This is a genomic window from Brucella sp. TWI559 (assembly GCF_039674265.1).
GTDB classification, from domain to species: Bacteria; Pseudomonadota; Alphaproteobacteria; order Rhizobiales; family Rhizobiaceae; genus Brucella; species Brucella chromiisoli.
In genome coordinates this window covers 48,549-75,109 of sequence record NZ_JBDJNE010000010.1, presented here as the reverse complement: position 1 = coordinate 75,109, position 26,561 = coordinate 48,549, and the positions used below count along the sequence as shown (strand labels likewise).

Sequence of the window (26,561 nt, the reverse complement as noted above, 5' to 3'; positions counted from 1 at the left end):
CATCACCCGGCTCTTGGAGCATCGATCTGATTAAATTCGATCGGCGCTCCAAGAGCCGGCTATCAAGATGGATCAATTATACCGTTTCCAGTGCGATGGCGATGCCTTGACCGACACCAATGCACATGGTGGCCAATGCATATTTGCCGCCGTTCAGCCGTAATTCCAGAGCGGCTGTTCCTGTTATGCGTGCCCCTGACATGCCGAGTGGATGGCCAAGCGCGATGGCACCGCCATTGGGATTGACTCTTGCGTCATTGTCATCAATCCCCAGTTCGCGCAGTGTTGCCAGTCCTTGACTGGCAAAGGCCTCATTGAGCTCGATCACGTCAAGCTGATCCGGTTGAAGGCCGAGGCGAGCCAAAAGTTTTTGCGAAGCCGGAGCTGGACCAATCCCCATAATGCGCGGCGGAACACCGGCAGCCGCTCCGCCAATGATACGCGCTATCGGTGTCAGGCCATATTTTTTAATGGCCGCTTCCGATGCGATGATCAGCGCAGCCGCTCCATCATTGACACCTGAAGCATTTCCGGCTGTGACCGTTCCCCCTTCACGAAAAGGGGTTCCAAGCTTTGCAAGCGCTTCCAGTGTGGTTGGACGCGGATGCTCGTCCTTATCCACGCGCAACGGGTCTCCTTTGCGCTGGGGAATTGTGACGGGTATGATCTCCTTCGCGAGGCGACCACTGGCCTGAGCCGCTGCTGCCTTATCCTGGCTACGCAAAGCAAATGCGTCCTGATTTTCGCGGGAAATATTGTATTCTTCGGCGACATTCTCACCGGTTTCCGGCATGGAATCGACGCCATATTGCTGCTTCATCAGCGGATTGACAAAGCGCCAACCTATAGTGGTATCGAAGATTTCAGCTTTCCGGGAAAATGCGGTTTCAGCTTTTGGCATCACCAAAGGCGCGCGGCTCATGCTCTCAACACCGCCCGCAATTACCAATTCCGCCTCACCTGCTTTGATGGCGCGTGCGGCAGTTATTACAGCATCCATGCCGGAACCACACAGACGATTGATGGTCGTTCCGGATACCTTCACTGGAAGTCCTGCCAGCAACAGCGACATGCGGGCAACGTTGCGGTTATCTTCCCCTGCCTGATTGGCGGAGCCGAAAATCACATCATCGATCGCTTCCCAATCGACCGTTTCGTTGCGCTCCATCAAAGCTTTGAGTGGAACAGCACCCAGATCATCAGCACGAACCGATGAAAGCGCCCCACCATAACGGCCGATAGGGGTACGGATATAATCACAAATATAAGCTTCGGTCATGATGGTGTCTCACAATTCCGGAACAACAAGATTAGCAACGGATCCATTAACGTGAAGCTGTGCACCGGTCATGGCCTGCAACTCATCAAAGCTCATATCAGCCAGCTTCTCGCGTAAAACAAATCGCCCTTTTTCAACGTCGATAACGGCATGACTGGTGTAGATGCGTGTGATGCAGGCAACGCCTGTCAGCGGAAACGTGCATTGTTCTACAAGCTTAGGCTCACCCTTTTTTGTGACGTGTTCGGTAATCACAACCACTTGTTTGGCGCCATGCACAAGATCCATAGCCCCACCAACCGCAGGCACGCCCTTTGCACCAACCCGCCAGTTGGCGAGATCGCCATTCTGGGCAACCTGATAGGCGCCGAGAATTGCCACATCAAGATGCCCGCCGCGAACCATCGCAAAACTATCGGCATGGTGAAAGAAAGCAGCGCCAGGCTTGAGCGTGACAGCTTTTTTGCCAGCATTGATCAGATCCCAGTCTTCTTCCCCTTGAGGGGGCGCTTCTCCAAAATCCAGAATACCGTTTTCAGTATGGAATATCGCTTGCCGTCCCGCTGGCTGGTATCTCGCAACCATTTCGGGAAAACCAATGCCAAGGTTTACATAAGCGCCATCGGCAATATCCTGTGCTGCACGCCAGGCAATTTGTGCATTCGATAACTTGATGTCCTCACGAGTATCGACGGTCATACGTATTCAACTCCTGCCCGAATGAGCGTTTCTTCCTGTTGGGGATCCGCGACTTCCACGATGCTGTCGACGAAAATGCCGGGAGTAATGACGTTCTCCGGGTCAATCTCCCCAAGTGCTACAGTTTTAGACACCTGAACGATGGTCTTGGCGGCAGCCATGCACATAAGAGGATTAAAATTACGCGCAGCCATTCGGTACGTCAGGTTGCCATGGGGATCGCCTGAATGGGCTTTGATCAATGCAAAATCAGCCTTTAACCAGCGCTCCTGAACGTAATGTCGCCCGTCAAATTCGGCGATTACCTTGCCTTCAGCAAGTTCGGTTCCATAGGCCGTTGGCGTATAAAATGCCGGTATTCCGGCCCCTCCGGCACGAATGCGCTCGGCAAGTGTTCCTTGCGGAACCAGTTCAAGTTCAATTTGCCCTGCAAGGTACTTATCAGTAAATGCGCGGGGATCGGATGAGCGTGGAAATGAGCAGATCATCTTTTTAACCATGCCGGCATCAATCATCGCGGCGATACCAATGCGCCCATTTCCGGCATTGTTATTAATAACAGTCAGGCCCTTCGGCCGCTTGTCGATAAGCGCATGTATAAGCTCAATCGGCGCGCCCGCGCCACCAAAGCCACCGATCATAACGGTGGCTCCGTCGCTGATTTCAGCGACTGCATCAGCAAGGCTTCCAATAATTTTGTCCATTCAAAATCTCCCTTTTGCCACCCGCACTCCCTGCGCAGCCTGAATACGCTTGAGAGCTCTGTTTTCACGTATGTCTTCTTCTCAAAGTGGCTTTGATTTTCGTGAGACATGCTTTTGGTGGGGCTTCTCGCAGCAAACCTGCCTCAAGTAAGCCACCACGCAGGCAAGCGGTCAAATATTTTGTTCATTATTTGACATTTGTTCGTATATCGCACAAAATCGATCATCACTTTTGACTGGGGCGCGTGATGCGAGAGACCGATTTTTTAGGTGGGTTCGCCAAAGGACTGGCGGTGATAGAGGCGTTTGGAGAAGATAAGCCACGACTTTCCATAACCGATGTATCGCATATTACGGGGCTTGACCGCGCAACCGCGCGTCGCTGTCTCTTGACGTTGGCAGAATTGGGTTATGCTGAATATGACGGCAAATTCTTCATGCTGTTGCCCAAGATATTGCGGCTTGGGCATGCATATCTCTCTGCGACACCACTACCAACGATTATTCAGCCTCATCTGGATCAACTCTCCGAGGCTGTGGGCGAAAGCGCTTCGGCTTCAGTGCTGGATGGAACGGAAATCGTTTACATCGCGCGCGCAGCCCAGATACGGGTCATGTCGATCAATCTGATGCCGGGAAGTCGTTTGCCGGCTTATTGTGCTTCGATGGGGCGCGTACTGTTGTCATGGCTCCCTGAAACCGAAGCGCGTGCGCTGCTTGCCCGTTCCGATCTGCAATCGAGAACCCGTTATACGCGCACGGATCCTGATCGGTTGATGGAAGAGTTTACACGTATCAGAGCACAAGGCCATGCAATCAATGATCAGGAACTGGAGCTGGGTCTTCGCTCAATTGCGATACCGATATTCAATAGCCGCGGAACGATTGTGGCTGCATTGAATATCGGCGCGCCAGCAATGCGTGTTGAGGTAGAGGAGCTGATTGAGCGTATTTTGCCCGCAATGCAACGGACGCAAAGCGCTCTTCGAGCGGTCCTGCCGTAGAGTGCGTTGCCTTAAATTGCTTTTGCGGTTTCACGAATAGTCTGGATGAGTATTTGCAGTGCGGTTGACGGTATTGCATCGGTGCGGATGGTCAATCCGACCGGTCCCGTTGTTTCACTAGTATCAATTGGCAATGGCACCAAACGGCCTTCCGCAATGTCAGTTGCCACCACACCTTCAGAAATAATCCATATCGCATCACTCTCACGGACAAATGCGCGTCCGAAAGCGTCCGAAACGGTATCGATCTGCATTGGCAGTGGTCCAATTCCATTCACGATCAAAAGCCGATCAACAAATGGCCGAATAATCGAATTCTGGGTCGGCATAAGCACGGGATAATCTGCGAGACAATCAAATAGCGAGCGTTTTCCAGAGGTGAGTGGATGGCCAGCACGCACGAGGAACAGCACTTTTTCTGAATAGAGGTGCTCGAAGGAAAAGCCTGTCATCTTATCGGGCGCAGCCAAGCGTCCAACCACTAAATCAAGATCGCCGACGCGCAACTGTTCCAGCAGAACCGCATTTTCGCCTGTGACAATCTTGATCGGACTCCCGATTTTTTCGGTCAGAAACAGGTTGATGGCATTTGGCATGATGCGTGTTGAAACGGTCGGCAATGCGCCGATACGCAGTGGTGGACCAGATCCATGAAGCTCCTGAGAAACGGAATCCAGCCCTTGCCGTAGCGCTGACAAAGCAGTGCCTGCATGACGTAGAAATACCTCACCATAACGCGTGATGCGGATACTGCGACCATCACGCTCAATCACGGGAACGCCAAGAATTTCTTCCAACTCACGGATTGTTTTTGTTACGGCGGGCTGGCTGACATGTAGCACCTCGGAGGCTTTCATTACGCCTTTTTGGCGCGCAACCTCAATGAGTGTGTGTAAATGGCGAAGCTTGATACGATAGTTTATCATTATTTTCATAACCTATAAGTTATGAGTAGGTACAATAATATCATTATACCTAACCATACGAAAATGCCAGTCTGGTTTAACGGAGGAGATCAGCGTGCAGTTTGCTTATATCAACAATATTGCCGTGCATTATGACTGGAACCACGCAGGCGAAGGTAAGCTGGCGGTTGTCTTCATCAATTCGCTCGGAACTGGTCTGGGTATATGGGATGATGTAAAGGCGCAGTTGGGTGATGGCTATTCCATTCTCACTTACGACAAGCGCGGACATGGCCTCTCAGATGTTGGTAAAACGCCTTATTCAGTCGAAATGCTCGCAGCCGACTTGATTGCGCTGATCGAACATCTGGCAATTGAAAAAGTGGTTATTTGCGGCCTTTCCGTTGGTGGGCTGATCGCGCAGGAAGTTTACGCCCAGCGGCCCGATTTAGTAGCTGGGTTAGTTCTTTCCAATACCGCCCATAAAATTGGTACTGGACAGATGTGGAATGACCGTATTCGTGCGATCGAAGAAATTGGTCTTGCGGGGATTGTTCAAAGTACGATGGCGCGTTGGTTTACAGCGCAGTTTCGCTCGTCTGATAACGCTGCCTTTGCTGGTTATTGCAATATGTTTACGCGTCAACCGCTAGATGGGTATATTGCAACTTGTGCGGCGCTGCGTGACGCAGACCTCACATTCGCTGCAGCCAACATCAAAGCCCCGACGCTCTGTATTGGCGGCGATCAAGATGGTGCGACACCGCCCGATCTGGTTCGTGAGCTGGCAAAGCTAATCCCCGGCGCCCACTTTGAAGAAATCGGTGACAGCGGTCATATCCCTTGCGTCGAACAGCCTTATATTTTTGCCAAACTGCTTGGCGAATTCATACAATCAGTTGAAAATGGAGATAAGGCCGATGTCTAATAAAGCTGCGCCATCCGAGCGCTATCAGACAGGCATGGGCGTACGTCGCTCAGTTCTCGGTAATGCTCATGTGGATCGCGCCCAATTGACAACCACTGATTTTGACATGCCGTTTCAGGAGTTGATTACTGAAGCTGCGTGGGGAACTGTCTGGGCGCGACCTGGACTCACCAAACGCGAGCGTTCCATTGTTACGATCGCACTTCTGGCCGCGCTCGGTCAGGATGAAGAAGTGGCCATGCATGTGCGTGCGACCGCAAATACGGGTGCCACAAAAGAAGATATCTGCGAGGCGCTGATGCATGTCGCGATCTATGCAGGCGTTCCCGCTTCAAACCATGCATTTAAAATCGCCAAGCTAACATTTGAACAGATGGAAGCAGCCAAGCAAGCCGAGGGGGACGCATCGTGAGCAACATAAAACCTGAAACGACACCGTTTTTTGCCCGCGATCTGGCGGTCCACCCTCCGGCCTTTACGCCCGGTTATAAAACCTCGGTATTGCGTTCGCCAACGCGTGCGCTTTTGTCTCTCGAAGGCACAAAGAGTGAAATTACCGGGCCTGTTTTCGGACATAACATGCTTAATGAGCTGGATAATGATCTTATCCTCAATTACGCAAAACCTGGCGAAATGGCGATTGGTCCACGTATTCTCGTCCATGGCCGTGTGTTGGATGAAAGCAACCGTCCAGTACCGGGAGCGCTTGTGGAGTTCTGGCAGGCTAACGCGGGCGGGCGGTATCGCCATAAAAAAGATACTTATCTTGCAGCAATTGATCCAAATTTCGGTGGCGTGGGGCGCACTATAACCGATGAGAACGGTGGCTATTGGTTCAGGACGATTCAACCAGGTGCATATCCGTGGCCAAATGGCGTCAATGACTGGCGTCCAGCTCACATCCATTTTTCGATTTTCGGTGCGGGCTTCTCCCAGCGACTGATCACACAAATGTATTTCGAAGGCGATCCGCTGATCTGGCGGTGCCCAATTGTTAACACCATTCCTGACAAATCAGCAATTGAACGGCTGATTGCACCGCTGGATATGAATGCAACCCTGCCAATGGACATGCTCGCCTATAAATTCGATATTGTATTGCGGGGTCGTCGCTCAACGTTATTTGAAAACCGCATGGAGGGAAATTAATCATGGTCCAACCACTCGGTTATTTAAAAGAAACCGCATCCCAGACTGCTGGACCATACGTCCATATAGGCTGCACGCCCAATTTTGCCGGCATCCACGGTATTTTCAAAGAAGACCTTGGGGCGGGCCCGCTTGTTAACGACAAGACGCGTGGCGAACGCATAGCCATTCGGGGAAGAGTGTATGATGGCTCCGGCACAGCGATGAAAGACGCTATGGTGGAAATCTGGCAAGCCGATGCCGCCGGACTTTACAATAGCCCAACGGAAACGGGTGGTAAGGCTGACGAAAATTTTCGTGGCTGGGGCCGCTGCCCCGCCGATATGGAGACTGGCGAGTTTCATTTTGAGACGATCAAACCGGGGCGCGTTGCATTTAGAAACGGACGTTTGATGGCCCCACATGTCACGCTTTGGATTGTTGCGCGCGGCATCAATCTTGGGTTACATACACGCATGTATTTTTCCGATGAGGAAGAAGCCAATGCAACAGACCCGGTTTTGGCGCGGATTGAACATCGGGTTCGTGTGCCAACCCTGATCGGCGAGCGCAACGGTGATACCTACACATTCGACATTCATTTGCAGGGCGAAAACGAAACTGTTTTCTTCGATATATGAGCATTTCAGTTTTTAATCACGCCTTTCAATCGGGGCTGTTCGGCGATGATGAAGTCGCGCGGGCATTTGAAGCCTCATGCGATGTGCGCGAGATGCTGCGTTTTGAAGGAGCACTTGCCAATGCTCAGGCTCAATTGGGAATCGTGCCAAGCGTTTCAGCGAAAACCATCGCAGAGGTTGCAGCAGGCCTCCAACCGGATATGGATGCTCTGAAGCGGGCGACCGCGCGCGATGGTGTTGTGGTGCCGGAACTGGTGCGCCAACTGCGCCATGCAGTCGGAGAACACTATGCCGCTCATGTGCATTTGGGCGTAACCAGTCAGGACGTTATCGACACCAGCCTGATCCTGCGACTGAAGCAGGTGTTTCAGCTTTTCGATCAACGGTTGACCCACTTGATTGAGCGGTTTGATCAGCTGGATCAAGTGTTTGGGGGTGTTGAATTGACCGGCTATACGCGGATGCAGGTGGCTATCCCTATTCGGGTCAGCGATCGGATTGGCGCATGGCGCGCACCGCTTGCACGCCACTTGCAACATGTGCGCAGTTTGCAATTTCCATTGCAATTTGGCGGTGCTGTCGGCACGCTGGACAAATTTGGTGAATATGCAGCGCCGTTAAGAGCCGCACTTGCAACCATGCTTGGCCTGAACGATGTACCCCAATGGCAAACCCAGCGCGATTATGTTGTAGCATTCGCAAATGCGTTATCATCCATCACCGGTAGTCTTGGTAAGTTTGGTCAAGATATCGTTTTAATGGCAGAAATTGGTGATGAGATTTCTATACGCGGCGGCGGTGGTTCCTCGGCCATGCCGCACAAGCAAAATCCGGTTGAGGCTGAAGTCTTGGTTTCCTTGGCACGGTTTAACGCTATTCAGGTGTCAGCTATGCATCAATCTCTGGTGCATGAACAAGAGCGCTCAGGTGCAGCCTGGACACTGGAGTGGATGATTTTGCCACAAATGGCGGCAGCGACTGCGGCTGCGTTGAATATGGCGGCCAACATCACACAAAACATCATCTCCATCGGCAAAAAAAACAAACCACAAACTTAGCGCTTTGTACAACCTTGCTTTCGACTTGAACATGCACCGGGTGGTATTGGTGGGTGGCCAATATCGACATGCGTTTCATGATGATCTTGGCGATTAACAAACCGCTTTTGCGGACAAAACATGGTCAAGATTTTCCGAGTCAAGCTAAGCTTGGAACTTATCATGACGAGACCTATTTCAAAGGTATTTCTTGCAGTGGTGTGAGATAGCTATTGCACCGAGAAAATACATTGTTTTTTATGTTATCGTTGCCATCATTTCGTATCGCTCTTTCCTTATCCGGCGGATGGAGACTGTGCGTCCAATCGCGTCAGCAAAGCGTGAACGAACATGAACGCCCGGATCTTCAGGGTCTTGTGCTGCAACATACTCCTTTGCGACGAGGATCACTCCGTCATGCAAAGGCGTTACCAATCCCACTTTACCTTTACGGTAGATAGCTGCCAGAAGGTTTGGGCTGAAGGCACGATTGGCGTAACGGACCGGGGCCCAGTCCAGTCGTCCCATCGATATGCCCTGCAATTTCAGCGACTTGATGTTGGAGCGCATCATACTCTCCGACACCGGAGCGGTATTTGGGGCTAAGGGGATAACTTGAGGGCTTTCTGCCACCAATTTCGTATTGGTTTTGGCATTTTCAGCGGGGTAGCCAGCGCACAGGCTCATGCCATTGATACGATTGACGGCTAAAAACCTGGCTTCGTCGGTATGGTCATTACCGGCAGCAGTCGGACATTATCTGCCTGACAATTGCTTCTTGCTATGGGCCTGCCGATAGTGGATGGCGAAAGCGCCGTCCTTATCCTCAAATAAAAGTTTTGCCAGATCCATATCATAATTATCCATGAGATAGGGGACACGTTACCCATCGCAGCTGACAAATCGCTTTTTTAGATTTAACCGCAACAAGAGCAGAGATAGCGACTGTATTCATCATTCGCATTGATGATGTGTGCATCAAGTGTGCTTTCGAAGCCTGCTATTGCGGGTTTCGATCTGATTGAACCTGATAGAAACTTTAAGTTGCGCTCTGCGTTTCAGCGCTTCGTATCGATGATGTCATCGGCCGGGCAAATGGCTTCTTCTTTGGTTTAGGCAACAGACCTTCACGCTGAGCCTTTTTCTTTGCTTCTTTTTTCGCTCGACCTATTGCAGCTTCTTTTTCGCGAATTCGTCTTTCGGACGGCTTCTCATAAGCGCGACGGGCCTTCATTTCGCGAAACACACCTTCGCGCTGCAATTTCTTTTTCAAAACACGTAGGGCTTGATCGACGTTATTATCTCTGACTAGAACTTGCAAAGTATCTCCTCTCTATTGTTTTTTTATACAGAATGATCACGGGCTATTCTTGCAGCCCTCAAACGATCGGTCTTGGCGGCGATAGCGGATCTCTCCTCGTTGAGAATAGCTTGAGCTGCCAGATCCGTTCGCGATTTCTGTGCTTCAAGGCGTGAAGGCATTGGCTTGAACAGCGTATCTTTTGTAAGTTCTGTTATCATTGTTTTTTCTTCCGATTTGCGTGAATATCTATAGCGACCGCGTTCGGCTTTTAGAGCAACCGCCCGCACTTCTTCTCAAAACATTTGAAAGTTTTGCCCACTCTCCCGACAAAACGGGGCGCTCTGCGCTGACATTTGATGTCGATGCCTGTTTTACAGGCGTAACATCAAGTTTTCGTATAGTGGGAATGAAGTTATACGCATGATCAATTTGAGTTTTCATGATGCCTCCCAGGTGAAATATTTCCTAGTCTGAAAAATATCAAATAAAAAAGGGTCGAGTGTCCACCCGACCCCTCAAGTTTTAACTTCTTTCAACAGTGCCAGTACATCCGTGGTCAAAGGAAAGAAGAAAAAATATTTAAGCAGCCTGCAGGTTGCAAGCCGACATTTTGCCGGACTTCATGTCCCGCTCCATATCGTAGCCAATCTTCTGGCCTTCGACGATTTCGCGCATTCCGGCGCGCTCGACGGCAGAGATATGAACGAAGGCATCAGCGCCGCCGTTGTCAGGCTGAATGAAGCCGAAGCCTTTTGTGGAATTGAACCATTTAACTGTGCCAGTGGTCATAATGAACCCTTTCATAGCAGTATAGAGGATGGCACGCTGTTGCGTGCGCAAAGTGATAACGATTTTTAAAAGGGGGTTCGTTCAGGGCACGGTGCTAAACGTGCAATAAGCAAAACTCATCAAGAAAATATCGATGTATTTTTAATATTATTTTTTTGATTAATTGTCAAATTATATTTTAATAATATTCTGTTTGGGCGCTATTTTTGAATTTTATTTTATAATCTATCGTCGATAATATTTATGAAGTTAAGTCAGGCGAGCTCTCTCCTTATCGGAGAGCTCACCCAAAAGATAAGTTGTTCATTTATGGCGTGCCATATGCAGCGGTATTGTTCGGCAATGGTGCGACGTTCATGCCATGATTTGGAATGACACCTGACATAAAATTCTGCAGAACAAGTTGCGACTGTTGAAAGAGCGGGCCGGATAGCGGCTTCATTTTGAAGGTCACATAACTGGCTTTGGACATCATCTGTCTGAGGATGCGATTGCTCATATGGAAATCAACGTGGTGAATATTGGAAGGCATGCAGCCCTCCTTTCAGATTGTGGGTAAGGACAAGCTGGTCCCTGTCAGCAAGCCTTGATAAAAATGAATGGGCCCGCAGCTTGAGGGTCGGCTTTTATGGGCCAAATAGCAAGGAAACAATTGAGGTCACTTAAAGGCGGACAATTAGTTGCCCATAGGAGCCCTCAGAGGTGGCCCGGTGCGTCAAAGCAGTTTCGGATTTCTTTTGGGGGTAAAACTTTCGACGCAGCAAGGTGCTTTGCCCTCTGTTATCTGAATTTGAGCCTCAATGTTTAAACAATATATTTGATTATAATAATCGCCAGCGAGACAGTGATTGCACCGCCGATACGCGTCGCAATCTGCGCGAAAGGCATGAGCGTCATACGGTTTGCAGCAGTAAGGATGGCGATGTCCCCTGTGCCGCCTTGACCGCTATGACAGCCGACCACGATCGCGGTGTCGATCGGATACATTTTAACCAATCGGGCGGTGAAAAAGCCGGTCGCGATAAGGGAAAACACCGTAGCGAATACTGTTATGACGGTTGGGAGGGTAAACACAGCAACAAATTCTGCCCACGGCGTAAAGGCGACGCCCATAGCAAACAGCAGTGGCCAGGTGACAATGGTTGAGAAAAACTTGTAGACATCGCGGCTTCCGCTTTCGATGCTTGGCTCAAACACGCGGCCGATCTTGGCGGCAACAACCAGAAACAGCATGCAGATGGGTGCGGGAAATTCCGTCAATTTTTGAATGAAGACGCCGAGAAGGTATAAGCTGACAATCGTGACGCCCGCCGCTGCGATTTCGGTTATGTCGGCTGATTTTGAATTTTCAGTGTTTTGGGAAGCCACATTTGCCTTGCCCGGTTGAAGCTGTCCTTCGCCGGTCAGGCGGGGCAAACGCTTGCCCAACAGATTGAGAAGTCCGCATAGCAGGACGGCTGTGAAGCTCCCAAGCATAACAATGGGTATGATCTGAGCAAAAAGCACATCTTGTGATTGATGAAGGATGAGTGAGTATCCGAGAGACAAGGGGATTGCGCCTTCTCCCAAGCCTCCCGCCATAATTGGAACGACGATGAAAAACAGACTGTGCGTGGCGGTGAATCCCATCGTCATGCCCGTCAAGGTGCCGACGATCATAGCAACGATCGACCCGGCGGCAAGGGGAATGAATACCTTGATGAAACCTGCCAACAGGACCTGACGGTCCATGCTGATGATGCTGCCGACGATAATTGCTGAAATATATAGATAGAGAAAATTCGACTGTTTGCTGAATGTCGTCACGGATTCTGCAACCGACGCCGGTACCCAACCATAGAACACTGCAGCCGAAGGGACAACAAATGCCATGATTGCGGCACCGCCCATCAGCCCGAGGATTCGCACACGCTTGCCCAATTCCATAAAGAAGAAGCCGCCAATCGCCAGAATGCCGATCGACATCGTCAAATCAGAGGGCACCTTACCGATTGATACGAAGCCAACGACCAGAAGCGCGATAAGCAGATAAACAGGAAGCGGAACGATACCTATGCGAATGCGCTGTGCAAGCCAGAAGCTTTCACGCCAATCTGCGCTACAAGTTTTATGCTCGGTCTGTTCACGATGAGCCATGCTTCCTCCTTCACGCTATTGTTTTAAATTTCAATAACTTTGGTGCTGAAATAAAATAAGATCTGCATTGACGGTGCGCGTAACTGCGCCCTGTCGCTGGAAATTTTTCGGATGCGTATTTCGTTGTTTTGTTTATAAGTATAATTTATAAATAATGGTGGTTATAACAATTTTTATTTAACTTGTATTTAGTATTGAATGTAATTTTATTTGTTGTAAATTGCGTGCGCCTTGTGCGGAGCGGAGTATAGGATATGAGTTTAAGCTGTACTTTAAGCGGGTTTGGTCAGTTTTCCGGCCGGCCGTAATTATCCGCCGGTTTTCTCTGACCCTTTCATCGCTGTTTTAAATGCTGCGCAATAGCGCTGCAGTCAGCGGGTGGTATGAAATTTCTTCATTCTTAAATCCTTATTGAGAAAAGGCACGGACTTTCAAAATTGACATCAGTTAGAGCGCAAAAGATAAATTAGTCCAACTCCTGCAATTGAGGGGGAGGATTCAAGCAGCTCTTACAGCCATGTGGCATCGATGTCTGTCATAAGCTAGCGTTGACCGCCTCTCGAACGGGTATAATTTGCGGAGTTGCATAATCGTAAAGTATGGCAATATGGCGTCACCGACAAAAACGCCATTGCACAGCTTCAAAGGCCGAAGACAGTGATCGTGTAGCCGGTCTGTTAAGGTCAGCCGTTTTGGCCGGTGCAAATTTTGCCGGTTAGGAAACGGGCGATGCCCTATGCGCCGTGCTGCGCTTTTGCATTTGGGATATAACGAAATAAGCGCGATCCTTCCTGTATTTTAGAGCAGTTTTGTTGCGCTCATTGCTGCAAACACATTGACTCTTTTTTCAAAGGGCTTAAAAGCGCAATCGGAAAAGGAGACAATCCCGTGAATGCTTCTCGCGCATCACATAGCCTGTGCGGACGAAATGGCCTCATCGCCATTTTGAGCCCTATGGCGTCCGTTTCCAAAACTACCATGGCCACTTGCATTAAAACGACCACCAAAACGGTCTGACCCCTTGGCCTGCTCGCCCTCTCTCCCCGGGTCCGGCCCAGGGAAAAGGCCCGCTGGTCGCGGGTTTTTATGGAAGCGGAGAGGACAGGAGAAGGTAAATGGGTTTTAAAGTTGCAGTCGTCGGCGCCACCGGAAATGTCGGTCGCGAAATGCTCAATATCCTTGAAGAACGCGGTTTTCCGGCTGATGAAGTCGTAGCGCTTGCTTCGCGTCGTAGCCAGGGAACGGAAGTATCCTATGGCGACAAGACGCTGAAGGTAAAAGCACTCGACCAGTATGACTTTTCCGATACCGACATTTGCCTCATGTCCGCTGGTGGAAATATTTCCAAGGAATGGTCGCCTAAGATCGGTGCGCAGGGCTGTGTCGTTATCGATAATTCGTCCGCATGGCGCTATGACGCCAATGTGCCGCTCATTGTGCCTGAAGTGAACCCGGACGCGATCGAAGGTTTTCGCAAGAAGAATATTATTGCCAACCCGAATTGCTCGACTGCGCAGCTCGTCGTGGCGCTGAAGCCTTTGCACGATGCAGCCAAGATCAAGCGCGTCGTTGTTTCGACCTATCAGTCCGTTTCGGGTGCTGGCAAGGAAGGCATGGATGAGCTGTTCCAGCAGTCGCGCGCGGTGTTTGTTGCTGATCCGGTCACTGCTCAGAAGTTCACCAAGCGGATCGCGTTCAACGTGATCCCGCATATCGATGTCTTTATGGAAGACGGTTACACCAAGGAAGAATGGAAGATGGTGGCCGAAACCAAGAAGATGCTTGATCCAAAGATCAAGCTCACAGCAACGGCCGTTCGTGTGCCCGTGTTCATCGGTCACTCGGAAGCCGTCAACATCGAGTTTGAAAACCCGATTTCGGCTGAAGAAGCACGCGATATTCTGCGCGAAGCGCCAGGCTGTCAGGTTGTCGATAAGCATGAAGACGGCGGTTACATCACGCCGTATGAATCGGCTGGCGAAGATGCAACCTATATCAGCCGTATCCGTGAAGACATCACGGTTGAAAACGGTCTGGCACTGTGGGTTGTTTCCGACAACCTGCGCAAGGGCGCAGCTCTCAACACGATCCAGATCGCCGAACTGCTTGTCGCTCGTGGCCTCATTACGCCAAAGGCACTGGCTGCTTAATCAAGATTGCAGATCGCAAAATAAAGGCGCCGGTTTTCCGGCGCTTTTTCAATTTGAGAGACTGTCTTTGAGATTGTTGCGGACATCAAGCAGCTGTGCTCGAAGATGCTGTAAATCCCCGATGGGTTGACCGAGTGCGCAAAGCACCTGTTCCGGGATGCTTTCAGCTTGTTTGCGCAAAGCACGGCCTTCATCGGTCAGCGTGATGCGAACCTGCCGTTCATCTTGGCTGTCACGGCGGCGCGCAATATGCCCTGCTGCTTCCAGCCTTTTTAAAAGCGGGGTGAGGGTGCCGGAATCGAGATTGAGTTTCGCGCCGATTTCAGAAACCGTGCGGTTATCCTGTTCCCACAAAACAATCATGACCAGAAACTGAGGGTAGGTGAGTTCCAGCTTGCTGAGGATCGGCTGATAGGCGCGCGTCAGCGCATTCGCCGTCGAATAGATCGCAAAACAGACCATGTCCGACAAATTGAGATGAGATTCCTTTGGGTCTTCTTTCATAGCGCAAGCTCCATGGCAGAACTTTATAGGAGGTGCAATTGAATTGCGCATCACATATTTGTGATAATGTATTTTGCAAAATTAGATTGTGCGCAATTTAATAATTTGCAATTTTGATTGCGGAGATACATGAATACGCACCAAAGGAGATTTTCAAATGGCTATTCTTTACACCACCCAGTCTACGGCAACCGGCGGCCGCACGGGCAGCGCCAAGACCGCTGATGGACGTCTCAGCGTTGTTCTTGACACACCAAAGGAGCTTGGCGGTTCGGGCGGCGAGGGAACCAATCCTGAGCAACTGTTTGCATCTGGTTATGCAGCATGCTTTCTCGGGGCATTGAAATTTGTCGCAGCCAAAGAAAAGGTTTCTGTTTCCGCTGATAGCACAGTGACCGCAACGGTTGGTATTGGTCCGCGTGAAGATGGTACTGGTTTTGGACTGGATGTGGCTCTGGAAGTCGCTCTGCCGGGCGTTGATAAGGCCAGGGCAGAAGAGCTGGTCAATGCCGCGCACATTGTTTGCCCTTATTCACATGCAACGCGCGGCAACATCGATGTCCGCCTGAGCGTGGCATAAAGCGCATCCCGAAAAGTGGGAACCGGTTTTTGGAAAAAGATGCGCGGCGAATAAAATTAGCACAAGGCGCCCAGACGGGCGCCTTTGTTTTATTCATTCAGGCAGATCATTCAACGCTTTTAGGGCTGCCTCAACCTGTGCTCGCGTTTCTTCGCCCAATGGCAGAATGGGCCGCGGCGGCTCGATCTTTGCAAGATCAAGCAGATCGGCAATAACAAACATCACACGGAAACTGCCATGGGTTTTGAACAGGCTCCAGAGCGGTTCAAATGCCCTATTGATGCGCTCGGCTTCTTCCTGTTTGCCGCTTTGTGCAGCGCGCACCAAGGCTGCAAACTGCTTTGGCAGAAGGCCCGCTGCCACACTGTAGAAAGCATCAGCGCCTGCAAGCAGCGCATTCTTTGCGCCCCAATCGCCGCTATAACCGATGGCGAAATCATCGGGCGTTACAGCGCGAAGTTTCGCGATCTCAGCCGCGTATTTATCATCGGCAGGCAGGGGCATTTTGATTGCCCTGATGTTTTTGAGTTCTGCCAGGCGCGCAATCAGCTCATCCGTGAAAATGAAACGGGTGGTGCCGGGATTGTTGTAGATGCACAAAGGCAGATCAGTCGCTTGTGCAACAGCTTTGAAATGCTGGAAGCCTTCCTCCTGCGTGAGCGGTGTATAAGACACGGGCGCGAGCAACAGTGCATCAGCACCGGCATCTGCCGCATCGCGGGCAAGCGCTTGCGCTTCATCGGTCCGCAATGCGCCAACGCCCACAATGAGCGGTGTCTTACCACCGATGCATTTCACGGCGGTTTTGACTGTATGTCGGCGTTGTTCTCGTGTGAGGAACGCATAGCCACCAGTGCTTCCCAGCAGGCCGATTGAGCCCGCGCCTGCGTCATGGATGCGGGTGAGAAAAGCGCTGAGCATATCCTCTATGAGATTGCCTGCTGTATCGATTGGGGTGAGAGGGAAAGCGGAGAGACCTTTGAAAATATTCATTGCGATACTCATACTTCAAGCTGGTCTAGCGTGACAAAAGCAGGCGAATACCAGCAAAGGCAAAGACGGCTGACAGAATGCCTTCGATCCATCGGCGAGCGCGCCGGTATAAACGCACCATGGGCGCGGTTGAAAAGACGATGGCATAGCCACAGAAGATGGTGATGCTTAGGACAATGCAGCCGCTGAGGAAGGCTGCAACCTGTGGCCATGATGAATTTGTTCCAAGGCCAAGCGTTACCAGCGCGATCCATGACAGGATCGACTTGGGATTGGAAAGATGCATCAGCAGTCCGCGCCGATAAAGCTCTCCATCCGAAAGAAGAGCATCGCCATTTATCGTACGTGCTGCAATCTTCTCGTCTGATGCCATGGCCGCGCGTGCTGCTTTGAAAGCAAGATAAAGCAGATAGAGTCCGCCGAAAATTTTTAGAATAATCAGTGCCTCGGCGTAGCGGGTGAGGATTGCCGAAACTCCGGTCGCGGCCATTACGCCCCAGAATATGGAGCCAGTCACAACCCCTGTGGCGAATATCAGCCCCGCTTTTCGACCCTGATTCATGGCTACGCCCATAATGCGCATATTGCTGGGGCCCGGGCTTCCGGCAGCAATAACATAGGTCGTGTAAACGAGCAGAAGCTGGTAGGCAGCCGGAGAAAGGTTCATGATCATCACTCAGTTTGAACTGAGGCAATCAATAGCATTCTCCGCATGCAATATCTGTATTGCGATTGTATCGAAATCTCACGAAATTGTCACTGTTTTGATCAGAAATGGCCAAGCTGCGCCATTCATCGCAAATCTGTCATTCTATTCCGCCTGTGTTTCAAGATTTTCCATATCGTCATCCGAAAGGCCGAAATGATGGCCAATTTCATGGATAAGCACATGGGTAATGATGTCGCCGAGCGTCTCTTCATGCTCGGACCAGTAGTCGAGAATAGCGCGGCGGAAAAGTGTGATGCGGTTTGGGGTGTCGCCCGTTTGCAGGCTGAAGCGTTCACCGATGCCCGCGCCCTCGAACAGTCCTAACAGGTCGAAAGGCGTTTCCAGTCCCATATCTTCGACAATCTGTTCTTCGGGGAAGTCAGATATCTGTATAATAATATCGCCGCACAGCGTCCTGAACTCTTGAGGCAGATGCGCAAGAGCTTCAATCGCGATAGATTCGACTTCATCAAGTGACGGCGACAAACGTGCCGCCCAGTCACCGCTTTGATCTTCTCGGGCCATTTCAGCCAATCGTGTCCTATTCACTCGTTCAGGCCACCATGCTTAGACCAGAGGTAGATAATGATTTGATCATTATGCCCAAGGACGCAATTCAGCGTTTTTCGCCTCGAACGTATCAATGCTTTTAGCCTTTTCCATGGTCAGGCCGATGTCATCAAGACCATTGAGCAGGCAGTGGCGCTTGAAGTCGTCGAGGTCAAAGGAAATCGAACCGCCATCGGGGCCATGGATTTCCTTGGTTTCGAGATCAACAGTCAGCGTTGCATTGGCGCCACGCGACGCGTCGTCCATCAGCTTGTCGAGATCTTCCTGGCTGACCTTGATCGGCAGAATGCCATTCTTGAAGCAATTGTTGTAAAAGATGTCGGCAAACGAGGTTGAGATCACGCAGCGGATACCAAAATCAAGCAATGCCCAAGGCGCATGCTCACGCGAAGAGCCACAGCCGAAATTATCGCCTGCGACAAGAATCTGCGCATTGCGATAGCCGGGCTTGTTGAGCACGAAATCCGGATTTTCGGTTCCGTCTTCGTTAAAACGCATTTCGGCAAAAAGCCCCTTGCTCAGACCTGTGCGCTTGATCGTCTTGAGATAATCCTTCGGGATAATCATGTCCGTATCGATATTGACGATCGGCAGGGGGGCTGCAACGCCCGTGAGCTTGGTGAACTTATCCATCTTCCTGACCTGTCGGTTGGGTATTTTAAATTTGCAGTCTGATTTACATCAGCCCAGCACAGAGTCAATCTTTCAGGAGGCGAGTGCCCAATAGGTCGCAACCTTGAAGCAGATTAGCAGCGCTTCCGGCCTGTTTTGAAGAGGCCGGAAGTGGTTATCGTGTTTTGCGCATGAATATGTCTGAAATTAGTATCTAAAATTCAGAATCATGCGCCAGAGTTGGTTTGGACGAAATTATTGCATATCAAGTGCGATGCCGCCGGCTTCACTGCCAGTCAGCCTGCGTGCTTTTCCATCTGCTCCGACGACAACGGTATAGCGTCTGCGCAGCATGGTGAGGTTTGGCGAAACTGCGACATCAATCGCAGGGTCGAATTGCAGGGTGATCCGCCAGAGATCAGGCTTGATCGTTTCTTCAACAGCGATAATGCGTGCTTTAAAAACGGTTGAGTGAAAGGTGCCTGAAACGCGTTGACTGACACGGTAAGGGGCCGCACCGTCTTCGGTATGCGCGGCATCGGTCTTCGCGCCATAGGCTGCCAGTGTGTTCCAATCACGTGTACCGGACTGGCGAGCAACGAGGTCAAGCGCTTTTCCGTGGCTGATTTGGATGCCCTCTTCCCCCAGAGCCTGCCGCAAACGGCGAGCCTGATGTTTAAAATGCATCGTATTATGCCCAGCAAGGGTAGCTGTGGTCATGGTTTTGCTCCTGAATGTGAGCAGCGTTTTCGTGAACGGGTACCCGCATTGCCGTTTCTGCCGTCACCGGAACAGGAACGTGAATTTAGAATGCTTTACCATGGCCATGAGGCTGCGAGCGGCGGGTGCATTCCAACCCAAGGGCAGAAAATAGGCATATGTGAGGAGGATTACAAGCCCCTCAATATGGGAATGGGGTGCTTGCACCCTGGCGCTGTTCAGTGCACAAATTGCGCATGAAAACACTTGCTCGCCCACGTCGTTCCGTTTTGTTTGTTCCTGCCTCCAACAGCCGTGCGCTGGAGAAATCGCTGGCGCTTTCAGCCGATTGCGTGATTTACGATCTTGAAGATTCTGTTGCGCCAGAAGCAAAAATCGCTGCCCGCGATGCGTTGATTGCGCATTTTTCCCTTTATCCCAAGGTTCAGTTTGAGCGCATCGTGCGGGTGAATGCTGCGGACACGCAATGGGGAGAGGCGGATATTCTGGCGGGCGCGAAAATCGGCGCGGATGCCGTTCTTCTGCCAAAGGTCGAGCGACCGCAGGATGTGATTGATGCCGCTAATCTGCTGGATGGCAGCGATGCCGCGTTGTCCTTGCGCATCTGGGCAATGATTGAAACGCCACGCGGCATTCTCAATGCGGATGAAATTGCCATGCTTGGCCATCGTTCGGCGGCAAGGCTTGGCTGTTTTGTGGTTGGACCCAATGATATTGCGCTCGCCACGGGCGTTCGTCCGCAAGCCGGGCGGCCTTATTTGATCCCATGGCTCATGCAGATTGTTCTCGCGGCGCGCGCAGGCGGTATCGATGTGCTGGATGGCGTTTATAATGATTTTCGCGATAGCGCTGGCTTCGAGGCTGAATGCTTGCAAGCGGCTCTAATGGGCTTTGACGGCAAGACGCTCATTCATCCGTCGCAAATTGGCGCTGCAAACCGTGCTTTTTCGCCATCGGATGACCAGCTAGCCCATGCCCGCGCTGTGATAGAGGTGTTTTCGAAAGCAGAAAATGCGGATAAAGGCGTTGTGTCGCTGGACGGCCAGATGGTCGAGCGCCTGCATCTCGCAATGGCTGAGCGTTTGCTTGCAAAATCAAATTCATCATCATGACAAAGGAAGAAAGACTATGAAGCTTTATCGTTTCATCACTGGCCCGGATGACTCCGCATTTTGTCATCGCGTGACCGCCGCTTTGAACAAGGGCTGGCAGCTTCATGGCTCGCCAACCTATGCGTTCAATGCAGCAACGGGCGTGCTTCATTGCGGCCAGCCGGTTATCAAGGAAGTTGAAGGTGTAGACTATACGCCGGACATCAAGCTCGGCGATTATTGATAAGACGAGAAAAAGGCCGGTTTCCCGGCCTTTTTTTCAGTTCAGTCCACGCTTTTCAATCATTGCATCGGGCGTTGGCATCTTGCCGCGGAAGGCTTTGTAAAGCTCTTCCGGATCGCGGCTGCCACCGGCTGAATAGATATATTGCCTGAGTTTTGCAGCCAGTTCCGGGTTAAACGCGTCGCCGGTTTCTTCAAAAGCCGCAAATGCATCGGCATCGAGCACTTCCGACCACATGTAAGAATAGTAACCGGCTGAATAGCCATCACCGGAGAAGACATGGGTGAAATGTGGTGTGCGGTGACGCATGATAATTGCATCTGGCATCGATAGCTTTTTCAGCGCTGCTGTTTCAAATGCCAGCGGATCGGTGATCTTTTCCTTGCCGGTATGGAACGCCATATCGACGAGCGCAGATGCGGTGAATTCAACCGTGTTGAAGCCTGCATTGAACGAGCGCGCAGCAAGCACCTTATCAAGAAGTGCCTTTGGCATGGCTTCTCCCGTGCGATAATGCACGGCGTATTCTTCAAGCACCTGCGGCACGGTCAGCCAATGCTCGTAAAGCTGCGACGGCAATTCAACAAAGTCACGCGAAACGGCGGTGCCGGAAACGGCTGGCCATGTTACATCCGATAAAAGTCCGTGCAGCGCATGGCCAAATTCATGAAAAAGCGTGCGGGCATCATCAAGCGAGAGAAGCGCCGGTTCTCCGGCTTTTGGTTTTGCAAAATTCATGACATTGTAGATGAAAGGTTTTTGGCCTGCATCGAGCTTGTGGCTTGATTGTAGCGAACTCATCCACGCGCCGGAACGTTTCGATTTACGCGCAAAATAATCACCGAGAAACAGGCCGCGTTCGCTGCCGTCCGCATTGAACACCTGAAACACCCGTACATCTGGATGCCAAGTGGTAATGCCCTTCTTTTCTTCAAAGCGAATACCGAAAAGGCGCGTTGCCACATCAAAGCTGGCTTCGATGATCTTTTCGAGTTGCAGATAGGGTTTCAGTTCAGCCTCATCGAAAGCAAAACGCTCGGCACGCAGCTTCTCGGCATAAAAACGCCAGTCCCATGGCGCGACCTTGTGATTGCCACCATCGGCGGCGATCAGACGTTCCAGTTCAGCTTCTTCTTCGCGCGCCTTGGCTCGCGCCTTATCCCACACGGGTTCCAGCAGGTTCATGACAGCCTCTGGCGTCTTGGCCATGGTGTCATCAAGCTTATAGGCGGCAAAATTGGCATAACCGAGCAGATGCGCCTTGCGCTCGCGCAGTTCCACCATTTCGCGCACAATCTCGCGATTGTCGTTGTCGCCTCCATTTTCGCCACGCTTGGCCCAGGCATTGAAAGCTTGCTCTCGAAGTTCCCGGTTTTCTGAAAAGCTCAAAAATGGTTCGACAATCGAGCGTGAGAGCGTCACCGCCCAAACGTCAGGTCGGCCATGTTCGCCAGCCGCACTTTGCATGGCGTTTTTAAGAAAATCGGGAAGTCCCGCAAGATCGGCTTCGTCGGTGATGAAAAGCGCCCAGCCTGCTTCATCCTTCAGCACATTCTGACCAAAGCGTGCGCCAAGCCCGGCGAGTTTTTCATTGATGCCTGCGAGTTCGTTTTTGCCTGCCTCATCAAGCTTCGCACCAGAGCGCACAAAGCCCTTCCAGGTCTTTTCCAGCACACGCTTTGTCTCCATGTCGAGATCCAGATGATCGCGCTTTTCATACAGTGCGTTGATACGCGCAAAGAGAGCCGGGTCCATCATGATACGCGAGTAATGGCGCGACATTTTCGGCGCGATTTCGCGCTCAAGCGCCTGAATCGTATCATTGGTATGTGCACCTGCGCGCAACCAGAAAACTGACGAAACACGGTCGAGCGCCTTGCCTGAAAGCTGTAAGGCTTTGAGCGTATTCTCAATCGTTGCCTCGGAGGCACTGTTTGCAATGGTTTCCACGTCTGCAAGGTCGTAAGCCAAAGCAGCATCAAAGGCGGGAGCGAAATCTTCATCCTTGAAAGCGGTGAAATCCGGCAGGCCGAGAGGTCCATTCCATTCGGTCAGTGCATGATTATAGACGGGCGTGTCGGACATCGCAAAACTCTCATTTAAATGAACTCGATATGAGTAAGACTTAGGATTTGAATGCGTTGAGGACAAGGGCAATTGGCAGTATAAGCAGAATATGAAAAAGCCGTCATGAAAGTCGCGCAGGGGTTGACTTTGATGTCGACCCGGCGCACATGAGCCTCGCAGCCGCATTTTCTTTGGCTGCATTTCAACCGGAGTTTTATTCTCTTATGCCAAGCGACAGTCATAGTCGATTGTTTCAGCCGTCAAGGCAGTTCGTGATCTGATCGCTTGCGGTCGGCTTGCACGATCTGCCTCTGACGGCGGATCGACAGAAAGGCAAGCCTATGACCGACAACAACTTCTTCTCTGAAGTGCTTAATGTTGCCGACCTCCCTGCTGCGGCAATTGCCAGCCGCATCGCCGATATTCGTACAGGTGACGCGGTCGAGATCGTCAATGAACTGGATGCAGATGATGCAATCGCGGTTCTTGCACAGCTATCGCACGATGATGCCATCCGCCTGCTTGACCAGCCGGAACTGGAACGTGCGACCGAAATTCTTGCAAATTTACAGCCCAATATCGCAAGCTCGCTGCTTGATGGCATGTCCGCTGACCGTGCCACGGACGTTTTCCAGGACATGGAAGATGCGGATCGGGCACGGCTTTTTCCCATTCTCGCGCCTGAGACAAAGGCTGCGTTGAAAAAGCTTATGGGCTATCCGCCGAACACGGCTGGTAGTCTGATGACCATTGAATTCATCACGGTTCCTTCGGACTGGAATGTCGGGCAAACGCTTGATCATATTCGTAAGGTCGAGCGCACACGGGAGACGGTTTATGCAATCTATGTGGTTGAGCCACAGACCCGCGTTCTGCTGGGCGTGGTCAGCCTGCGTCGTCTGATTGTTCGCGAGCTTGATGAGCCGATCCTCTCGCTTGCCCGCGATGATGATCCGATCACCATTTCGCCCCTTGCCAACCGTGAAGATGTTGCGCGGCTTTTCCGCAAGCACGACCTTCTGGCGGTGCCTGTCGTTGATGACAGCCGCCACATCATCGGCATTGTTACTGTCGATGATGTGCTGGATGCCATGACCGAGGATGCCAGCGAAGATGCTTATCGTTTTGGCGGCATGGAGGCACTTGATAAGCCTTATATGCGCATCGGCTTTGGCGAAATGCTTAAAAAACGCGGTGGCTGGCTGGGTATCCTGTTCCTTGGCGAAATGCTGACCGCAAGTGCGATGCAGCATTTTGAGCTGGAGCTGGAAAAAGCACTGGTTCTGACGCTGTTTATTCCGTTGATCATGTCGTCCGGCGGCAATTCCGGTTCGCAGGCAACCTCACTGATCATTCGCGCGCTGGCTCTACAGGAACTGACGCTCAAGGACTGGTGGCGGGTCGCAATTCGCGAAATACCAACCGGTCTGGCACTTGGTGCATTCCTTGGGTTTATCGGTGTTGTCCGTATTGCTATCTGGCAGAATCTCGGCATCTATGACTATGGAGAGCACTGGATGCTGGTTGCGGTCACGGTGGGGATGGCGCTTGTCTGTATCGTGACCTTCGGCTCGCTGACAGGTTCGATGCTGCCGTTCATTCTGCGCAGACTGGGCTTTGATCCCGCAAGTGCCTCGGCGCCTTTTGTCGCCACACTGGTTGATGTGACGGGTCTCGTGATCTATTTCAGCGTTGCGCTGGTCATTTTGTCGGGTACCTTGTTATAGAAACACCGGCAAAACTGTCACAATCAGCCTGTAAACAAACATCTAAATCCGGTCTTTTCGGGTTAAATGAGGGGCAGTTTCGCGCTGCCCCTTTCTAAAACGTAAAAAAACCTGTAAGAGCGCCCCATTGATTTTCCGTGCATCCATCTTGGCGCGGCTCCCAACTCATACAGAAGTGATCTCTATATGGAATTGCGTAATATCGCTATTATCGCACACGTCGACCATGGCAAAACAACGCTGGTCGACGAACTGCTGAAGCAGTCCGGCTCTTTCCGCGACAATCAGCGCGTTGCAGAACGCATGATGGACTCCAACGATATCGAGCGCGAGCGCGGCATCACCATTCTCGCCAAGGCCACTTCGGTTGTCTGGAAGAACACCCGCATCAACATCGTTGACACGCCCGGCCACGCCGATTTCGGCGGTGAAGTTGAGCGTATTCTTTCGATGGTGGACGGCGCTATCGTTCTCGTTGATGCTGCTGAAGGCCCAATGCCACAGACGAAGTTCGTGGTTGGCAAGGCGCTTAAGGTTGGTCTGAAGCCAATCGTTGCGATCAACAAGATCGATCGCCCGGATGGCCGTCATGAAGAAGTCATCAACGAAGTGTTTGACCTTTTTGCCAACCTCGACGCAACCGACGAGCAGCTCGACTTTCCGGTGCTTTACGGTTCAGGCCGCAATGGCTGGATGGCATTGAACCCAGACGGCCCAAAGGACGAAGGTCTTGCGCCGCTGTTCGATCTGGTTCTCAAGCACGTTCCTGCGCCAAAGGTTGCGGAAGGTCCGTTCCGTATGATCGGCACGATCCTCGAAGCTGATCCGTTCCTTGGCCGCATCATCACCGGTCGCATCCATTCCGGTTCGATCAAGCCGAACCAGAGCGTTAAGGTTCTTGATCAGGAAGGTAAGCTTCTTGAAAACGGCCGTATTTCGAAGATCCTCGCTTTCCGCGGTATCGAACGTCAGCCGATTGAAGAAGCACAGGCAGGCGACATCGTTGCTATTGCCGGTCTTTCCAAGGGCACGGTTGCAGACACGTTCTGCGATCCTTCCGTGACCACACCACTTGAAGCGCAGCCGATTGATCCACCGACTGTAACCATGTCCTTCATCGTCAATGACAGTCCTCTGGCTGGCACGGAAGGTGATAAGGTTACCAGCCGCGTGATCCGCGATCGCCTGATGAAAGAAGCTGAAGGCAGTGTTGCTCTCAAGATTGAAGAATCCGGCGAAAAGGATTCGTTCTTCGTTTCCGGTCGTGGCGAATTGCAGCTTGCTGTTCTGATCGAAAACATGCGCCGTGAAGGTTTTGAGCTTGGCGTTTCGCGTCCACGTGTTGTCATGAAGGACGGCGAAAACGGCGAGAAGCTGGAGCCTGTCGAAGAAGTCGTCATCGACGTTGATGAAGAATATTCGGGCACCGTTGTTCAGAAGATGTCTGAACGCAAAGCCGAAATGGTCGAACTGCGTCCTTCGGGCGGCAACCGCGTTCGTATGGTGTTCTACGCACCGACCCGTGGTCTGATCGGCTATCAGTCGGAACTTTTGACCGATACACGCGGCACGGCGATCATGAACCGCCTGTTCCACGATTATCAGCCATATAAGGGTGAAATCGCTGGCCGTAACAATGGCGTTCTGATCTCCAACGATCAGGGTGAAGCTGTTGCCTATGCGCTCTTTAACCTTGAAGATCGTGGTCCAATGATCATTGACGCAGGCGTCAAGGTTTACCAGGGCATGCTGATCGGCATCCACTCACGCGATAACGACCTTGAAGTAAACGTGCTGAAGGGCAAGAAGCTCACCAACGTTCGCGCGGCAGGCAAGGATGAAGCTGTGAAGCTGACGCCGCCGATCCGCATGACACTGGAACGCGCTCTGTCATGGATTCAGGACGACGAACTGGTTGAAGTCACGCCAAAGTCGATCCGTCTGCGCAAGCTCTATCTCGATCCAAATGAGCGTAAGCGTTTTGAAAAGAGCGGCAAGTCAAGCGCTGCCTGATCTTTCTGATGCTATAAAAAAACGGCGC

The 26,561-nt window shown here is 51.5% G+C and carries 28 protein-coding genes and 1 pseudogene; 12 read left to right on the top strand and 17 right to left on the bottom strand.

Annotation, left to right across the window (positions count from 1 at the left end; translation table 11 throughout):
* Positions 1 to 76: 76 nt before the first annotated feature.
* The 3 genes from pcaF to ABE530_RS13620 are packed head-to-tail and all read right to left on the bottom strand — an operon-like array spanning position 77 to position 2,682.
* On the bottom strand, positions 77 to 1,279 hold the full coding sequence (pcaF, locus tag ABE530_RS13630; RefSeq protein WP_499694847.1) for a 3-oxoadipyl-CoA thiolase: 1,203 nt from the start codon (positions 1,277 to 1,279) through the stop codon (positions 77 to 79).
* Positions 1,280 to 1,288: 9 nt separating this feature from the next.
* The gene (locus tag ABE530_RS13625) at positions 1,289 to 1,978 is read right to left on the bottom strand and encodes a CoA transferase subunit B (protein WP_499694846.1); all 690 of its coding nucleotides are present in this window, start codon (positions 1,976 to 1,978) and stop codon (positions 1,289 to 1,291) included.
* Positions 1,975 to 2,682 carry a 3-oxoacid CoA-transferase subunit A gene (locus ABE530_RS13620; RefSeq protein ID WP_499694845.1) on the bottom strand — a complete coding sequence of 236 codons (708 nt, stop codon included), beginning with the start codon at positions 2,680 to 2,682 and terminating at the stop codon, positions 1,975 to 1,977. Before ABE530_RS13620 ends, ABE530_RS13625 begins: the two co-directional genes overlap by 4 nt.
* Before the next feature lie 248 nt (positions 2,683 to 2,930).
* Between ABE530_RS13620 and ABE530_RS13615 the strand changes: the two genes are divergently transcribed.
* Positions 2,931 to 3,686 (top strand): IclR family transcriptional regulator, encoded by a 756-nt coding sequence (locus ABE530_RS13615; protein ID WP_499694844.1) that lies wholly within the window; start codon positions 2,931 to 2,933, stop codon positions 3,684 to 3,686.
* A gap of 11 nt (positions 3,687 to 3,697) precedes the next feature.
* Here ABE530_RS13615 and pcaQ read toward each other — a convergent pair whose 3' ends face one another.
* On the bottom strand, positions 3,698 to 4,612 hold the full coding sequence (gene pcaQ / locus ABE530_RS13610) for a pca operon transcription factor PcaQ (RefSeq protein WP_499694843.1): 915 nt from the start codon (positions 4,610 to 4,612) through the stop codon (positions 3,698 to 3,700).
* 94 nt (positions 4,613 to 4,706) lie between these two features.
* On the opposite strand from pcaQ, the gene pcaD reads away from it, so the two are divergent.
* From pcaD to ABE530_RS13585, 5 genes are read left to right on the top strand one after another with little or no spacing between them, the layout of a single operon-like run.
* On the top strand, positions 4,707 to 5,519 hold the full coding sequence (gene pcaD / locus ABE530_RS13605) for a 3-oxoadipate enol-lactonase (RefSeq protein WP_499694842.1): 813 nt from the start codon (positions 4,707 to 4,709) through the stop codon (positions 5,517 to 5,519).
* Positions 5,512 to 5,931 (top strand): 4-carboxymuconolactone decarboxylase, encoded by a 420-nt coding sequence (gene pcaC / locus ABE530_RS13600; RefSeq protein ID WP_499694841.1) that lies wholly within the window; start codon positions 5,512 to 5,514, stop codon positions 5,929 to 5,931. The genes pcaD and pcaC overlap by 8 nt, the downstream gene beginning before the upstream one ends.
* Complete coding sequence (gene pcaH / locus ABE530_RS13595; protein WP_499694840.1) at positions 5,928 to 6,668, top strand: protocatechuate 3,4-dioxygenase subunit beta; 741 nt, start codon at positions 5,928 to 5,930, stop codon at positions 6,666 to 6,668. Before pcaC ends, pcaH begins: the two co-directional genes overlap by 4 nt.
* A 2-nt stretch (positions 6,669 to 6,670) precedes the next feature.
* Positions 6,671 to 7,288 carry a protocatechuate 3,4-dioxygenase subunit alpha gene (gene pcaG, locus ABE530_RS13590; RefSeq protein ID WP_499694839.1) on the top strand — a complete coding sequence of 206 codons (618 nt, stop codon included), beginning with the start codon at positions 6,671 to 6,673 and terminating at the stop codon, positions 7,286 to 7,288.
* The gene (locus tag ABE530_RS13585; protein WP_499694838.1) at positions 7,285 to 8,346 is read left to right on the top strand and encodes a 3-carboxy-cis,cis-muconate cycloisomerase; all 1,062 of its coding nucleotides are present in this window, start codon (positions 7,285 to 7,287) and stop codon (positions 8,344 to 8,346) included. The genes pcaG and ABE530_RS13585 overlap by 4 nt, the downstream gene beginning before the upstream one ends.
* 306 nt (positions 8,347 to 8,652) lie before the next feature.
* Here the strand turns inward: ABE530_RS13585 and ABE530_RS13580 are convergent.
* From ABE530_RS13580 to ABE530_RS13555, 6 genes and pseudogenes are all read right to left on the bottom strand, one after another.
* Positions 8,653 to 8,932 (bottom strand): annotated as a pseudogene (locus tag ABE530_RS13580) (trehalose-6-phosphate synthase); the annotation flags it as partial.
* Positions 8,933 to 9,364: 432 nt separating this feature from the next.
* Complete coding sequence (rpsU, locus tag ABE530_RS13575; RefSeq protein WP_265985109.1) at positions 9,365 to 9,646, bottom strand: 30S ribosomal protein S21; 282 nt, start codon at positions 9,644 to 9,646, stop codon at positions 9,365 to 9,367.
* A 23-nt stretch (positions 9,647 to 9,669) separates the two neighbouring features.
* Positions 9,670 to 9,846 (bottom strand): hypothetical protein, encoded by a 177-nt coding sequence (locus tag ABE530_RS13570; protein ID WP_265985110.1) that lies wholly within the window; start codon positions 9,844 to 9,846, stop codon positions 9,670 to 9,672.
* A 361-nt stretch (positions 9,847 to 10,207) separates the two neighbouring features.
* Complete coding sequence (locus ABE530_RS13565; protein ID WP_094507679.1) at positions 10,208 to 10,417, bottom strand: cold-shock protein; 210 nt, start codon at positions 10,415 to 10,417, stop codon at positions 10,208 to 10,210.
* Positions 10,418 to 10,724: 307 nt separating this feature from the next.
* Positions 10,725 to 10,949, bottom strand: a complete 225-nt coding sequence (locus tag ABE530_RS13560; RefSeq protein WP_265985115.1) for a hypothetical protein — start codon at positions 10,947 to 10,949, stop codon at positions 10,725 to 10,727.
* A 272-nt stretch (positions 10,950 to 11,221) separates the two neighbouring features.
* Positions 11,222 to 12,553: a 2-hydroxycarboxylate transporter family protein gene (locus tag ABE530_RS13555; protein ID WP_499694837.1), complete on the bottom strand. Its 1,332-nt coding sequence runs from the start codon at positions 12,551 to 12,553 to the stop codon at positions 11,222 to 11,224.
* A 1,115-nt stretch (positions 12,554 to 13,668) separates the two neighbouring features.
* On the opposite strand from ABE530_RS13555, the gene ABE530_RS13550 reads away from it, so the two are divergent.
* A complete protein-coding gene (locus ABE530_RS13550; RefSeq protein WP_265985116.1) occupies positions 13,669 to 14,703 on the top strand; it encodes an aspartate-semialdehyde dehydrogenase in 1,035 nt (344 codons plus the stop codon).
* A 48-nt stretch (positions 14,704 to 14,751) separates the two neighbouring features.
* Here ABE530_RS13550 and ohrR read toward each other — a convergent pair whose 3' ends face one another.
* Entirely contained in the window at positions 14,752 to 15,207 is a 456-nt protein-coding gene (gene ohrR / locus ABE530_RS13545; protein ID WP_265985117.1) for a transcriptional regulator OhrR, read from the bottom strand.
* Between the two features lie 157 nt (positions 15,208 to 15,364).
* On the opposite strand from ohrR, the gene ABE530_RS13540 reads away from it, so the two are divergent.
* Positions 15,365 to 15,787, top strand: coding sequence for an organic hydroperoxide resistance protein (locus ABE530_RS13540; protein WP_499694836.1), 423 nt, complete (start codon positions 15,365 to 15,367; stop codon positions 15,785 to 15,787).
* A gap of 93 nt (positions 15,788 to 15,880) precedes the next feature.
* On the opposite strand, the gene ABE530_RS13535 is transcribed toward ABE530_RS13540, so the two are convergent.
* The 5 genes from ABE530_RS13535 to ABE530_RS13515 all read right to left on the bottom strand — a co-directional run bounded on the left by ABE530_RS13535 (position 15,881) and on the right by ABE530_RS13515 (position 19,391).
* The gene (locus tag ABE530_RS13535; RefSeq protein ID WP_499694835.1) at positions 15,881 to 16,780 is read right to left on the bottom strand and encodes a dihydrodipicolinate synthase family protein; all 900 of its coding nucleotides are present in this window, start codon (positions 16,778 to 16,780) and stop codon (positions 15,881 to 15,883) included.
* A 25-nt stretch (positions 16,781 to 16,805) separates the two neighbouring features.
* Entirely contained in the window at positions 16,806 to 17,447 is a 642-nt protein-coding gene (locus ABE530_RS13530; RefSeq protein ID WP_499694834.1) for a LysE family translocator, read from the bottom strand.
* Positions 17,448 to 17,591: 144 nt separating this feature from the next.
* On the bottom strand, positions 17,592 to 18,014 hold the full coding sequence (locus ABE530_RS13525; RefSeq protein WP_499694833.1) for a metallopeptidase family protein: 423 nt from the start codon (positions 18,012 to 18,014) through the stop codon (positions 17,592 to 17,594).
* Between the two features lie 72 nt (positions 18,015 to 18,086).
* Positions 18,087 to 18,692: a 3-isopropylmalate dehydratase small subunit gene (leuD, locus tag ABE530_RS13520; protein WP_265985122.1), complete on the bottom strand. Its 606-nt coding sequence runs from the start codon at positions 18,690 to 18,692 to the stop codon at positions 18,087 to 18,089.
* A 234-nt stretch (positions 18,693 to 18,926) separates the two neighbouring features.
* The gene (locus tag ABE530_RS13515; protein WP_499694832.1) at positions 18,927 to 19,391 is read right to left on the bottom strand and encodes a glyoxalase superfamily protein; all 465 of its coding nucleotides are present in this window, start codon (positions 19,389 to 19,391) and stop codon (positions 18,927 to 18,929) included.
* A gap of 236 nt (positions 19,392 to 19,627) precedes the next feature.
* Here ABE530_RS13515 and ABE530_RS13510 point away from each other — a divergent pair, with 236 nt between their 5' ends.
* Positions 19,628 to 20,503, top strand: a complete 876-nt coding sequence (locus tag ABE530_RS13510; RefSeq protein WP_499694831.1) for an HpcH/HpaI aldolase/citrate lyase family protein — start codon at positions 19,628 to 19,630, stop codon at positions 20,501 to 20,503.
* 16 nt (positions 20,504 to 20,519) lie between these two features.
* Positions 20,520 to 20,726: a DUF1737 domain-containing protein gene (locus ABE530_RS13505; RefSeq protein ID WP_396996836.1), complete on the top strand. Its 207-nt coding sequence runs from the start codon at positions 20,520 to 20,522 to the stop codon at positions 20,724 to 20,726.
* A 36-nt stretch (positions 20,727 to 20,762) separates the two neighbouring features.
* On the opposite strand, the gene ABE530_RS13500 is transcribed toward ABE530_RS13505, so the two are convergent.
* On the bottom strand, positions 20,763 to 22,811 hold the full coding sequence (locus ABE530_RS13500) for a M3 family metallopeptidase (protein WP_499694830.1): 2,049 nt from the start codon (positions 22,809 to 22,811) through the stop codon (positions 20,763 to 20,765).
* Between the two features lie 323 nt (positions 22,812 to 23,134).
* Here ABE530_RS13500 and mgtE point away from each other — a divergent pair, with 323 nt between their 5' ends.
* The gene (gene mgtE / locus ABE530_RS13495; RefSeq protein ID WP_265985128.1) at positions 23,135 to 24,520 is read left to right on the top strand and encodes a magnesium transporter; all 1,386 of its coding nucleotides are present in this window, start codon (positions 23,135 to 23,137) and stop codon (positions 24,518 to 24,520) included.
* Positions 24,521 to 24,706: 186 nt separating this feature from the next.
* A complete protein-coding gene (typA, locus tag ABE530_RS13490; RefSeq protein WP_499694829.1) occupies positions 24,707 to 26,533 on the top strand; it encodes a translational GTPase TypA in 1,827 nt (608 codons plus the stop codon).
* The last annotated feature ends 28 nt before the right edge of the window (positions 26,534 to 26,561 follow it).